The organism is Thermaerobacter subterraneus DSM 13965 (assembly GCF_000183545.2).
GTDB classification, from domain to species: Bacteria; Bacillota; Sulfobacillia; order Thermaerobacterales; family Thermaerobacteraceae; genus Thermaerobacter; species Thermaerobacter subterraneus.
This window is the reverse complement of the sequence record NZ_JH976535.1, coordinates 1,565,307-1,578,218: the sequence shown is the minus strand read 5'-3', so window position 1 is coordinate 1,578,218 and position 12,912 is coordinate 1,565,307. Positions and strand designations below refer to the sequence as shown.

Genomic DNA, 12,912 nt, shown 5'->3' with positions numbered 1-12,912 from the left:
GCTCGGTGTACGTTCCCCGCCATTTTCAAATGGACCCGGCGGAAGCCGTCGCCTTCATGCGGGCCCATCCCTTTGCCATCCTGGTGACCGCGGCCGGTGGCACACCGGTGGCGACCCATATTCCCGTTCAGGTGCATGGGCAGGGTGGGCTAATCTGGGTTACGGGGCACATCGCTGCCGCCAACGAGCAGAAGGAGACCTTTGCCGGCGGAACCACGGCCTTGCTGATCTTTCACGGTCCCCACGCCTACATCTCCTCCAGCTGGTATACGGTGGACGAGGTCCCCACATGGAATTATCTGGCGGTTCACGCCTATGGGACCCTGCGTAGCCTGTCGGAGGAAGAGCTCGAAGCGGACCTCAAGGACCTGCTGCTCCAATACGAGGGGCACCGGGAGAACGGGCGCCTGTGGGACACTCTGCCCCCCGAATTGCTGGCTCGTCAGATGAAGGGTATCGTGGGGTTTCGGGTGGACGTGACGCGCCTGGAAGCCAAAGCGAAGATGAGCCAGAACCGGAAGGACATCGACTACAAGCGTATTGTGGAGCGGCTGGAAGAGTCCCCCGACCCCATGGACCATGCCGTGGCCGCCTGGATGCGGGCCCACCGGCAGCATCTGTTCAAGGGACCGGCCCAGGGATAGGTTCACCGGTGGGAGCAATCGAGCCGGAGGGACAACCCGAAGCGACCCGGCGGCGGCCTGCCGGCTGGCGCCACGGGCAACCCGGCACCGGCCCCCGGGCTGCGCCACCGGCCGGAGCCACCGGCCGGCGAGCCACCCATCGCAGCCACCGGCTGCTTCGGCCGGCTGGCGGTCCGCCGGTCGAAGCCACTCGACGTCGTGCCCGGCGCCGGCCCTCCGATGCAGACCCTCCGGCACAAGTCACCGGCTCACCCCGCCCGCAGCCCGCTCCGGCTTGCATCACCGTTGCCATCCGCCGGGCCCCTGGACTATGGTCGGAGAGGAGAAGGGTCGCGGGGCCATGGATCCGCCGCAGGCCGGCCGCCGCCGGGCAGCGGCGGGGGCCGGGCATCGCCCGGCGGCACGGGACCCAGGGAGGCCACCATGGATCCACGCAGTCTGGACCGGCTGGAGTATGCCAAGATCCTGGAGCTTCTGGCCGCGCAGGCCAGTTTTTCTTTGGGGGCGGAGCGTTGCTGCGCCCTGGAACCCTTGACGGACCCTGAGGCCGTCCGGGAGCGCCAGGCGGAGACGGAGGAGGCGGCCCGCCTGCTGGAGCGGGAAGGGGAGATCCCCCTGGGCGGCCTGGCCGACATCCGCCGTTCCCTGCAGAGGGCGGCCAAGGGGGGCATGCTGGCGCCGGACGAACTCCTGGCGGTGGCGGGTACGGCCCGGGGCGCCCGGCGCCTGAAGAGCTTCCTCGCCCAGCGGGAAGCCACCTGCCCGCGGCTGGCGGCCCGGGCGGCGCGGCTGACCCCACAGCCGGCCCTGGAGGAAGCGGTGGCGGCCGCCATCGGCGAGGACGGCCGGGTGCGGGACGAGGCCAGCCCGCGGCTGGCGAGCCTGCGGCGGCGCCTGGCCGACCTGGAAGAGGCCATCCGCCGCCGGCTGGAGGAGATGATCCGCTCGCCCCAGTGGGCGGCGGCCCTCCAGGAGCCCCTGGTCACCCAGCGGCGGGGCCGGTTCGTCCTTCCTGTCAAGGCCGAGGCCCGGGCCCAGGTGCCCGGGGTGGTCCACGACCAGTCGGCCAGCGGCGCCACCCTGTTCATCGAACCCATGGCGGTGGTGGAACTGGGCAACCGCCTGCGGGAGGCCGAGGCGGAAGAACAGGAAGAAGTGGAGCGGATCCTGGCCGAACTCACCCGCCTGGTGGCTGCGGCGGGCGACGAGCTGGCGGCCACCCTGGAGGAGCTGGCGGAACTGGACGCCATCGTGGCCCGGGGCCGGCTGGCCCTGGCCATGCGGGCGGAGCGGCCCGAGACCCTGGACCGGCCCCGGGTCGACCTGAAGCGAGCCCGCCACCCCCTGCTGGGACCGGGTGCGGTGGCCATCGACGTGTGGCTCGGGGAAGGGGCCGGGTTCGACACCCTGGTGATCACGGGACCCAACACGGGCGGCAAGACGGTGACCCTGAAGACCGTGGGCCTCCTGGCGCTGATGCACCAGGCGGGCCTCCACATCCCGGCGGCGCCCGGCAGCGCCCTGGGCGTGTTCCCGCAGATCTTCTGCGACGTGGGGGACGAGCAGAGCATCGAGCAGAGCCTGAGCACCTTCTCGTCCCACATGAGCGCCATCGTCGGGTTTGCCCGGGCCGCCCGGCCGGGCGCCCTGGTGCTGCTGGACGAGATCGGCGCCGGCACGGACCCCGACGAGGGGGCCGCCCTGGCGGTGGCCCTGATCGAGCACTTCCGCTCCCGCGGCTGCCTGGTGGTGGCCACCACCCACTACAGCGCCCTCAAGGCGTACGCCTACCAGCAGCCCGGAGTGGAGAACGCCAGCGTGGAGTTCGACCCGGAAACCCTGCGCCCCACCTACCGGTTGTGGATCGGCCTGCCCGGCAAGAGCATGGCCCTGACCATCGCCCAGCGGCTGGGCCTGCCCGAGCCCATCGTCCAGCGGGCGCGGCAGGTGATGGGAGCCGGTGCCCACCGGGTGGAGGAACTCATCGCCGCCATGGAGGCGGACCGGCGGGAGATCGCCGCCCTCCGCGCCGAGGCGGAGACCCGTCGCCGGGAGGCCGAGGCCCTGCGTCACCAGCGCCTCCGGGAGATGGAGGAGCAGCGCCAGGAGCACCGGGCGCGGCTGGAAGCCCTGGAGCGGGAGATGGCCACAGCCCTGCAGGAGGCCCGGCGGCAGACGGAGGGCCTCGTGGCCCGCCTGCGGGCGGCCATGGGGCGTCTGGAAGGGGCGCTGGAGGAACTGGCCCGTGCCCGCCAGGCCCTGGTGGAAGGGGATGCCTTGGACGCGGGAGAGGGGCCGGCGGCCGCCGTCGCGGCCGTGGAAGCCCGGGCCGCCGAGGCCCTGGCTGCGGCCCGGGCGGTCCTGGAGGAGACCCGCCAGGGTCTGGGCGATCTGGAGGGTCGGGCGGCGGCGGTCCGGCAGCAGGCCGAGGAAGCCCGGCGCCGGGCGCGGGAAGGGGCCGCGGCGGCGCTGGCGGCCGCCTTGCGGCCGGGCGCTCGGGTGGAGGTGCTCAGCCTGCGCCAGGAGGGCGAGGTGCTGGAGGTGCCCGCCGACCCCGGCGAGCCGGTCACCGTCCAGGCCGGCATCCTGCGCCTGCGGGTGCCGCGGTCAGACCTGCGCCTCCTGGACGAACCGGCGGGCACCGGGCCGGGTGGCCCGGCGGCAGGACCGGGCGCTGGTACCGGCGGAGCGGCGGCCACCGGCAGGCGCTCGGGCCGGGGGCGCCGGGCGGGCGAGCCCGGTTCCGTCACGCCGGAGGGCACGGCCCCGACGGGGGCCCTGGAGAGGGCGCGGCTGTTGCAAGCCAAGGCGCGGGACTTCGAGCCGGAGATCCACCTGCGCCAGCTGACGGTGGACGAGGCCCTGGCTCGCCTTGACAAGTACCTGGACGACGCCATCCTGGCCGGGGTCCCCCAGGTGCGCATCATCCACGGCAAGGGGACGGGGGCGCTGCGCCGGGCCGTTCACGACTACCTGCGCAAGCACCCGGCCGTGGCCTCCTACCGGCTGGGAGCACCCAATGAGGGCGGTGCGGGGGCTACGGTGGCGGTGCTGAAGGACAGCCTGTAGACCGTCTCGCGACGGAGCGGGCCCGGTACCTTGAGCGGCGAGGGCAACGACCGGTGGCTCGGCCGCCGGCGGCGGCGCCCGGCGCCCGGCGGAGTTCATCCTGACGGTCGGTGCGAGCCCACACAGCAGGGGGCCCGGCTGCAGCCGGGCCCCCTGCTCACCTGGATCCTGCCGCCCGTTCCCGGCGTGCGCCCTCACGCCGCCCGGCCCGTCAGGGCCGCCCACCAGCGATCCCAGTCGACCCGGAACACCCCGGGCCCGATGGGCAGGATGGCCTGCCCGCCCTCGCTGCCATCCTCGCCACCCTCGCTCCCGCCGCCTTCCGCCGCCACCACCTCGACCACGATGGTGACGTCCTCCGCCGGATGGTTCGGAAGGTGGGAGATGTCGATCCGGTGTTGCGCCGGATGGTCGAAGGTGAAGGTGAGCGTGGTCGAGCGGTTGGCCCGCACCTTGACCGGCGGCATGGGCTGGCCGTCGACCATGATCACCACGTTGTTGTGGTCCTGGCCGATGCCGTCCTCGATGGTCAGCTCGAGCGGCTGCCCGGCCCGCACCTGCACGGGCGCCGCGGGACCGGTGGCGCCTGCGTCGCCCAGCAGCCGGACGGTCACCGTGGCGCCTTGGTCACCACGGCCCCCGCCGTTGCCGCCGTCGCCACCGTTCCCGCCACCCTGGCCGGGCGCCGCCCCCTGGACGGTGACCAGCAGGCGGACCACCAGGGTGGTCTTCCCGCCGTCGGGGGCGGTGGACGTGGCGGTGATCCGGTACTCCTGCTGGCCCGGCTCCGCGGGTAGGGTCAGCGGGACCTCCACGCTTTGCAGGGCGCCCACCTGGATCTGCCGGTCCGGCAAGGGCACGCTGACCTGATGGTCACGGCCGGCCACGTCCGTGAGGCGGACGGTCACGGTGGCGCCCGGGGCCCCGGTCACCGCCATCTCGCCGGGGACCGCGCCCTGGGGGGTGAGCCAGATCTCGTTGGGACCTCTGTCCCGCTGGAACACCGGCGACGCGGCGCACGACGCCTTCTCCGGATCGGGTGGCATCAGGGCGTAGTCCTTGGGTTCGGGCGCGTTCTCCGGCAGATTCGCCAGGGGCCGGTTGAAGAAGGCCTTCTCCTGCGGTGTACACGCGCAGTTGGGCGCGTAGAGGAACTCGGGGTTCTCCGCGCAGACGGGCATCTTCACCCACAGGTTTTCGGCCTCGGAGGGCTGGGTGCCGGCGATGAAGACCTCCCGGTACTGGAATTCCTCCGGGCAGTTGGGCCCGGGCAAGAGCCCCGTGTTGGCGCAGACGGTGGCGGTCACGATGCCCCGGGGCGGGTCGAACCAGCGCACGGGCTTGCCCTCGTGGGCCGCGGCCATGATGCGGCCCCAGATGGGGCCGGGGACGCCGGCGCCCGACGCACCGCGCGGCAGGCTGCGGACCTTGTCGTTGTACTCGTCATAGCCCACCCATACCGCCGCGGCGTACTGGGGCGTGAAGCCGACGAACCAGACGTCCCGGTCCTGATGGGTGCCCGTCTTGCCGGCGGCCGGACGGCGGAAGTAGTTGTTGTGCACGCTGTAGCCGGTGCCCGACGACGGCTGGTAGAGCGGGATGCCGGCGGGGAAGCGGTGGGGTTCCATCACGTCGCGCATCATGTCGGCCAAGAGGTAGGCCACCTTCTCGTCCACCACGGCCTCCTTGTGGCTCTGGTGGCGGTACAGCACCCGGCCCTGGGCGTCCCGGATCTCCGACACGATGTAGGCGGGTTCCCGCACGCCCCCGCGGGCCAGGGTGGCGTAAGCGTCGGCCACCTCCAGCGGGGTGACCCCGTTGGTGAACCCCCCGAGGGCCAGGGGGGAAATATCCCGGTCCTTCTCGACCAGATTCAGCCCCAGCCGCCGGCCGAACTCCCAGGCCTGGTCAACGCCCACCAGCTGGACGGCCTGGATGGCCACGGTGTTGATGGACCGCTTCAGACCGAAGCGGAAGGGTGTGAAGCCGAAGTACCGGTCGTCGTAGTTGCCGATGGGTTTGGTGGAACCGCCCGAGGGCACCACCTGGATCACATCGTCCACGGCGGTGGCGGGCGTGTAGCCCGCGGCCAGCGCCGGGCCGTAGGCGGTCAGGGGCTTGGTGGCCGACCCCAGGCTGCGCCGGGCCGTGGTGGCCCGGTTGAAGTTGCGGGCGCCCAGGGGGCCGTCGTAGAAGCGCCCGCCCACCAGGGCCACCACCTGGGCCTGTTCCACATCGATGAGGACGGCGGCCGCCTGGGGCCCGCGCAACCGGTCCTCCGGGGTCGGCATGGGGTAGCCCAGCCGGCGCAGGTGCTCATGCTGGGCGCGGTACGCTGCCCGCTGGAGTTCGGGATCGACCGTGGAATAGATGCGCAGGCCGCCCTGGTAGAGCATGCTTTCGGCCCGCTGCTGGGCCTCCGACGGGCTGAGCCCGCGGGTTGCCGCCAGCTGTTCGGCCAGGATGCGCTGGGTTTCCTCGATGACGTAATCCACCACGTGGCCGAAGACGTTCTGGTCCCGCTGGGGATTGTTCGGTGCGGTCTTGGGCCGGTTGCCCAGGACGTCTTCCTCCAGCGCCGCGCGGTACTGCTCTTCGGTAATGAAGCCCAGTTCCCGCATCTTGGTCAGGACCAGGCGCTGGCGCTCCTTCCAGCGGCCGTTTTCGGCCCGCTGCTGGTCCTCCGGCGACGGTTCGTCCCCCGGTTCCGGGATGGGCGGCGGAGGGTAGGCCGACGGGTTCTTGGGGATGCCGGCCAGCACCGCCGCTTCGGCGATGGTGAGTTCCTCCACCGGCTTGCCGAAGTAGGTGTACGATGCCGCCTGGATGCCGTAGGCCCCGTTCCCGAAGTAGATCTGGTTGAGGTACATCTCCAGGATCTCGTCCTTGGTGAAGCGGCGTTCCAGCTCGATGGCCAGGATGGCCTCCTGGACCTTGCGCCGCCAGGTCCGGTCCTGGGTCAGGAAGGCGCTGCGGGCCAGCTGCTGGGTGATGGTGCTGGCACCCTGCAGGTAGCCGCCCCGCAGGTTGTTGATCAGGGCCCGCGCGATGCCGATGGGATCGACCCCGAAGTGATCGTAGAAACGCTCGTCCTCGATGGCGATGAAGGCCTGCCGGACGTGTTCGGGGATTTGCTCTAGGGGAACGACGATGCGGTTCTCGGGTCCGGTGATCTCGGTCAGCAGCTCGCCGTGGCGGTCATAAATGAAGGACGTTTGGGCCACCTGGGGGCGCAGGGCGGTGATGGGCCCCATGGCCCGCACCGCGCCCATCATGAAACCGGCCGCCAGCACGGTGCCGCTGATTCCGAACAGGAAGACCAGGAACAGGAAGAGCCGCATCCAGCGAATGCGGCGCCACCATGGCTTGCGCCGCCGCGGGCCACCGCCCGCGGGCGCATGGGGATAACCGGCCACGCAGGTCCCTCCCCCTGTGGATGCTCTCCCTCCGGGGAACCTTGCCCGCCCGTCCCGCGCCAGCAGCGGAAGGCGTGCGGCCGGCGGCGGTGGGGGCCGGTTCGTCCTGCCGATTATACCACGGGCATATTTCGCCGCCCGGCCGCGCCGTCCCCCCGGAGCGCGCCTTGTCAGTCCATGCCGGTTATATTACCTTCGTTCCAGTCCGTCGAAGGAAGGGGAACGGTGCAACGGCCATGGCCCAACCGGGTGGCCCGGCACTCCCGGCCCACGAGCAGCTGGAGCTGCTCCGCCGCGGAGCCGCGGAGATCGTTTCGGAAGAGGAGCTCTTGCAGAAGCTGCAGCGGTCCGTGGAAACGGGCCGGCCCCTGCGGGTGAAGCTGGGGCTTGATCCCACCGCTCCCGACCTGCACATCGGCCATACGGTGGTGCTGCGCAAGCTGCGGCAGTTCCAGGACCTTGGGCACCAGGTGGTCCTGATCATCGGCGATTTCACCGGCCGCATCGGCGACCCGACAGGCAAGTCGGTGACCCGCCCGCAGCTTACGGAGGAACAGGTCCGGGCCAACGCCCGCACCTACGCCGAGCAGCTGGGGCGCATCCTGGACATGGAGCGGACGGAGCTCACCTTCAACGCCCGGTGGCTCGGGCCCATGACCTTCGCCGACGTGATCCGCCTGGCGGCCCGGTATACCGTGGCCCGGATGCTGGAGCGGGACGACTTCGCCCAGCGCTATCGGGAAGGGCGGCCCATCGCCATCCACGAGTTCCTCTACCCGCTGGCCCAGGCCTACGACTCGGTGGCGGTGCGCGCCGACGTAGAGCTGGGCGGGACGGATCAGAAGTTCAATCTTCTGGTCGGCCGGGAGATCCAGCGCGAGTACGGCCAGGAGGCCCAGGTGGCCCTGCTGATGCCCCTCTTGGAGGGCACCGACGGCAAGGACAAGATGTCCAAGTCCCTGGGGAACTACATCGCCATCGCCGACCCGCCGGGCGAGATGTTCGGCAAGACCATGTCCATCCCCGACGAGCTGATCGTCAAGTACATGGTGCTGGCCACGGATCTGGACATGGGCGAGATCCGCCGGCTGGAGCAGGGCATGGCCTCCGGTCAGGTGAACCCGCGGGATGCCAAGCTCCGCCTGGCCCACGCCCTGGTGCGGATGTACCACGGCCGGGCGGCGGCCGATGCGGCCCAGGAGGAGTTCCTGCGGGTCTTCAGCCGGCACGAGCTGCCGGCCGAGATGCCCGAGGTGGTGCTGCCGGCCCCGCGCCTGGATGCCGTACGGCTGCTGCGCGCGGCCGGCATGGCGTCGTCGAACAGCGAGGCCCGCCGCCTGATCGAGCAGGGCGCCGTGCGCCTGGACGGCCAGCGGGTGGCTTCCCCCCAGGACGAACTGGCCCCCGCGGACGGGGCCGTCCTTCAGGTGGGCAAGCGGCGGTTCGCGCGGCTGCGGTTGCCGGGTTCCCGCTAGGTGAATCGAGGGACGGCCCGGGGCCGGGGCAGGGGCGGCCCCACCCGGTGCAGCGGCGGGTCCCCGGTGCCCCGCTGCCGCCGGGGCCGGCGGCCGGCCCGCCGGTGGGTGTGCGCCGGCTCCGGTGGCCTCCTCCGTTCAGGCGTTGTTCACGCCCGCATACACATACCCCGGGACCGGCTCGGCCGGTCCCGGGGCGGTGACAGCATTGGCCTACGTGCGCCGCAGGACCCGCCGGCGGTCCGGGGTGGGGTGGCCGCCCCGGCTGCGCCTGGGGCCACGCGGGGTGGTGGTGCTGGCCCTGCTCGTCCTCGCGGGGATCGGCTGGGCGGCGGACCGGGCTCTCGCGCCGGCCCTCATGGCCGTTGCCCGGCGGGAAGCGGAGATCCGGGCGGTGGAGGCCATCGGTGCCGCCGTGGAAGCGGAGATCGCCGGCCGGTACCAGCCCGAGGACGTGATCCGGGTGCGGTACGACGGCGGCCGGCCGGTGTTCGTCCAGGTGAACACCCCGCTGATCGTCGACGTCCAGGCCCGGGTGATGCGGGCCGTACAGGACCGGCTCAACCACCTGCGGTCGCTGCCTGTGGTGATCCCCCTGGGGGCGGCCCTGGGCAATCCCCTGGTGGCCGGCTGGGGTCCCGGTGTGCCCGTACGCATCCTGCCCCTGGGCCGGGTGGACGTGGACGTTCAGAGCCGGTTCGACGGAGCGGGCATCAACCAGGTGCGCCACCGGGTGGTGCTGGTGATCCGCACCTCCGTGCGCGTGGCCATCCCCCTGTACGGCGATACCGTCCCGGTGGAGGTCCCGGTCCCCCTGGTGGAGACGGTGATACCGGGCGAGGTGCCGCCCTGGGTGGTCCCGTGGCCGGGCGGCGCGCCGGGGTCGGGTGGCCCACCGTAGGACGCTCCCCATGAGAGGCCCTCACCATAGGCTGGGAGCCTGCTGCGCCGGGCGCGGACGGGCCCGGGGATCGCCCCCGCAGCCGCCGGCGCCCTGGCCGCCTCGCCAGGGATCGGGGCCGTGCGGCCCCGTTTCCAAGTTTGCCGATCATGGTATGCTGGATTTGGGCGGGAGCCCTTCCCGCCGGTCCCAGCTTTCGGGGTCGTCATTCTGGCATCTGGAAACGGGAGGTCGCGGCCTTGGCCGACGTCAAGCAGCAGGCGGGTCGCGTGGCGACCGACGTCCTGCAACTGGTGGGCGCGACGCCGGTGGTGCGCCTCAACAAGGTGATCCCCCGCGACAGCGCCGAGGTCTGGGTCAAGCTGGAGTCGTACAACCCCGCCGGGTCCGTGAAGGACCGCATCGCCCTGAGCATGATCGAAGCCGCCGAGCGGGATGGCCGCCTCAAGCCGGGCTACACCATCGTGGAGCCCACCAGCGGCAACACCGGCATCGGCCTGGCCATGGTGGCCGCGGTCAAAGGGTACCGCCTGCTGCTGGTGATGCCCGAGACCATGTCCCTGGAGCGCCGGGCGCTGCTACGGGCCTACGGCGCCGAGCTGGTCCTCACGCCCGGGACCGAGGGCATGGCGGGCGCCATCCGCAGGGCGCAGGAGCTGGTGGCGGAGCATCCGACGTACTTCATGCCGATGCAGTTCGACAACCCCGCCAACCCCGAGATCCACCGCCGGACCACCGCCCGGGAGGTCCTGGAGCAGATGGACGGGCGGCTGGATGCCTTCGTCGCCGGGGTGGGGACGGGCGGCACCCTGACGGGGGTGGGGGAGGTGCTCAAGGAGCAGCTGCCCGGGTGCCTGGTGGTGGCGGTCGAACCGGCCGGTTCGGCCGTGCTCTCGGGCGGGGAGCCGGGGCCCCACCGCATCCAGGGCATCGGGGCCGGGTTCGTCCCGCGGGTGCTGAACCGGCAGGTGATCGACCGCATCATCCCCGTCCGGGATGAGGACGCGGTGATCATGATGCGCCGCCTTGCCCGGGAGGAAGGACTTCTGGCCGGCATCTCGTCGGGCGCGGCGGCATGGGCCGCGCGGCAGGTGGCGCGGGAACTGGGTCCGGGCCGGCGGGTGCTGGCGGTGCTGCCCGACACCGGGGAGCGCTACCTCTCCATGATGGAAGACCTGGCCGCCTTCGTCCGCGACGAGGAGTAAGCCGCGCCGCGGGCAGGCAGGGGATGCCCTGCTCCCCCTCCGTCCCGCGAGCCGGCCCCGCCGGCCGGCGGCCCCGGGGGACCTGCCGCCGGGAGGGGGGCCGCCCGGCAGGATGCCGCGGCCCCGGAGGGCCGTGCTACAATAGGGCGCGGCGACAGGGCGCGGCCCCGGCTGCGGCTGGCCATGGTGCCGGCCGCAGCGCGCATTCATCCTGCATTCGGCACGTCACGGGAGGATGAAGGAGCATGGCCGGGCACTCCAAGTGGGCCAACCGCAAGCACCGCAAGGCTCGGCAGGACGCGAAGAAGGGGAAGATCTTCTCCAAGCTGGCCCGGGAGATCATCACCGCCGTGCGGCAGGGCGGCGGGGATCCGGAGGCCAATCCCCGCCTGCGCCTGGCGCTGGAGCGGGCGCGCCAGTTCAGCATGCCGGCGGAGAACATCGAGCGGGCCATCAAGCGCGGCCTGGGCGAGTCCGAGGCGGAGAACTACGAGGAGCTCGTCTACGAAGGCTACGGCCCCGGCGGCGTAGCCCTCATGCTGGAGATCCTGACCGACAACCGCAACCGTAGCGCCGGCGAGATCCGGCATATCTTCGCCAAGCACGGCGGCAACCTGGGCGAGAGCGGGTGCGTGGCCTGGATGTTCGACCGCAAGGGCGTCATCACCGTCTCGGCCCAGGGAGCGCCCGCGGAAGACGACCTGCTGCTCCTGGCCGTGGAGGCGGGGGCCGAGGATCTGAAGGCCGAGGACGGCAGCTTCGTGATCTACACCGATCCCGACGACCTTCACCGGGTCCGGGAGGCGCTGGAAAAGGCCGGCGTGCCGGTGGAGGATGCCGGGCTGCGCATGGTCCCCAAGACCGAGGTGAAGGTGGAGGGCAAGGAGGCGGAGCAGTTGCTGCGGCTGCTGGATGCCCTGGAGGACCACGACGACGTGCAGGAGATCTACGGCAACTTCGAGCTGCCCGACGAGCTGCTGGTGGAATCCTGAACGGCCCCCGCCCGGGAAAGGCGGCCCGCTGCGGCCCGCGACGGCATCTGTGCGGCATCGGGAGCCGGGAGCAGGTGAGGGGACGCGGCCATGGCCACCGGGCATCGGGGTGGTCCGGGGCGTGGTATAGGGCAAGGCCCCTCCGGGCATCCTCGCCTTCCAGAAGAAGTGCCCGCCGCGGAGCGGGTACGGTTCGGGAGGCGGGCCCGTGGCACTGGGGCGCAAGCAGGCCGTAACGGCCACGCTGGTGGCGGTGGCCATCCTGGGCGGGGTGGCCGCGGGCGCCTACTGGTGGCGGCTGGACGCCGGGCGGGACGAACGGGCGCCGGCCGCCCGCAAGCCCGCGCCGCCCGCGCGGGCCGCCACCCTGACGGCGGAGACCCGGCTGGTCGAGCGAACCCGGTACCCGGCTTGCCGCGGCGTGGTGCTGGAGACGGAACGGCCGCCCACCGCCCTGGAAACGGGCTGGCGCGTCGCCGACCTCTTGCGCAGCCGCGACACCTGGCGGCTGGTGGAGGCCACGCCCGACCGCGTGGTCCTGGAGCGGGAGGTCCAGGAGCCGTGCCCGCCCCAGGCCTGGCTGCGGTACCGCACGGTGGGCCTGCACCAGGGGCGGGTGGCGGTGTACTACGGCCGGCCCGGCGAGCAGGGCGACGGCCTCGGGCCCCTGCGCCTGCTCACCACCGTGCCCGAGGAGCGCCTCCTGCCCGGCGACCGGCGCCGGCTGGAGCGCGGCCTGGTGGTGGAAGGCGAGGCCGAAGCCTGGCACGTGCTGGAGAGCCTGACGCCGTAGCTGCGACCCGTCGCCGGCGGCCGCGAGCGGGCTGGAGCCCCTCGCCGGAGCCCGCGGGCGGCATCCCGTTCCGGAGGCCGCCGTCCCGCTGAACCGGAGGAGGTTCGGCCAGGGAGCGCCCGCTCCCGTTCCGGCGCCCTTCCGTCGTTGGCCACACCCTTTCCGTGCTGCCTTCCAGGCCGCTTCCCATGCCGCTGTGCAGGCGTCCCGCCCCGCACCCACGGGACCCGGGCCGTGACCGGCCGCCCGGGACGGGCAGGCCCTCCCATGGGCTGGCCGAAGCCCGGCGCGCCCGGTGGGGCTGGGTCTTGCCGGCCATGCCGCCGCGGTGGGCCACCCCGGCTCCGCCGCCACGGGGTCCGATGCCCCGCGGTCCTCGGCGCGGCCCTTGGCTTTCCACAAGGAACCACCCTGGCG

8 protein-coding genes are annotated in these 12,912 nt (G+C 72.5%); 7 read left to right on the top strand and 1 reads right to left on the bottom strand.

Annotated elements, in window-relative coordinates; all coding sequences use genetic code 11:
* Positions 1-5: 5 nt before the first annotated feature.
* Both THESUDRAFT_RS06535 and THESUDRAFT_RS06530 read left to right on the top strand, forming a co-directional pair.
* The gene (locus tag THESUDRAFT_RS06535) at positions 6-644 is read left to right on the top strand and encodes an FMN-binding negative transcriptional regulator (protein WP_006903966.1); all 639 of its coding nucleotides are present in this window, start codon (positions 6-8) and stop codon (positions 642-644) included.
* A gap of 423 nt (positions 645-1,067) precedes the next feature.
* Complete coding sequence (locus tag THESUDRAFT_RS06530; RefSeq protein ID WP_006903965.1) at positions 1,068-3,713, top strand: endonuclease MutS2; 2,646 nt, start codon at positions 1,068-1,070, stop codon at positions 3,711-3,713.
* A gap of 194 nt (positions 3,714-3,907) precedes the next feature.
* Here THESUDRAFT_RS06530 and THESUDRAFT_RS06525 read toward each other — a convergent pair whose 3' ends face one another.
* Positions 3,908-7,129 (bottom strand): transglycosylase domain-containing protein, encoded by a 3,222-nt coding sequence (locus THESUDRAFT_RS06525; protein WP_006903963.1) that lies wholly within the window; start codon positions 7,127-7,129, stop codon positions 3,908-3,910.
* A gap of 236 nt (positions 7,130-7,365) precedes the next feature.
* On the opposite strand from THESUDRAFT_RS06525, the gene tyrS reads away from it, so the two are divergent.
* The 5 genes from tyrS (at position 7,366) to THESUDRAFT_RS06500 (ending at position 12,495) form a co-directional block, all read left to right on the top strand.
* Positions 7,366-8,604: a tyrosine--tRNA ligase gene (tyrS, locus tag THESUDRAFT_RS06520; RefSeq protein ID WP_051009254.1), complete on the top strand. Its 1,239-nt coding sequence runs from the start codon at positions 7,366-7,368 to the stop codon at positions 8,602-8,604.
* A 217-nt stretch (positions 8,605-8,821) separates the two neighbouring features.
* Positions 8,822-9,505 carry a sporulation protein YunB gene (yunB, locus tag THESUDRAFT_RS06515; RefSeq protein WP_242823365.1) on the top strand — a complete coding sequence of 228 codons (684 nt, stop codon included), beginning with the start codon at positions 8,822-8,824 and terminating at the stop codon, positions 9,503-9,505.
* A gap of 239 nt (positions 9,506-9,744) precedes the next feature.
* Positions 9,745-10,710 carry a cysteine synthase A gene (gene cysK, locus THESUDRAFT_RS06510; protein WP_006903959.1) on the top strand — a complete coding sequence of 322 codons (966 nt, stop codon included), beginning with the start codon at positions 9,745-9,747 and terminating at the stop codon, positions 10,708-10,710.
* Positions 10,711-10,955: 245 nt separating this feature from the next.
* A complete protein-coding gene (locus tag THESUDRAFT_RS06505; protein ID WP_006903958.1) occupies positions 10,956-11,702 on the top strand; it encodes a YebC/PmpR family DNA-binding transcriptional regulator in 747 nt (248 codons plus the stop codon).
* 208 nt (positions 11,703-11,910) lie between these two features.
* Positions 11,911-12,495: a hypothetical protein gene (locus tag THESUDRAFT_RS06500; protein WP_006903957.1), complete on the top strand. Its 585-nt coding sequence runs from the start codon at positions 11,911-11,913 to the stop codon at positions 12,493-12,495.
* The last annotated feature ends 417 nt before the right edge of the window (positions 12,496-12,912 follow it).

Coding starts and splice junctions, on each gene's coding strand:
- THESUDRAFT_RS06530 (WP_006903965.1), top strand. CDS start 1,068: ATGGATCCACGCAGTCTGGACCGGCTGGAGTATGCCAAGATCCTGGAG.
- THESUDRAFT_RS06505 (WP_006903958.1), top strand. CDS start 10,956: ATGGCCGGGCACTCCAAGTGGGCCAACCGCAAGCACCGCAAGGCTCGG.
- tyrS (WP_051009254.1), top strand. CDS start 7,366: ATGGCCCAACCGGGTGGCCCGGCACTCCCGGCCCACGAGCAGCTGGAG.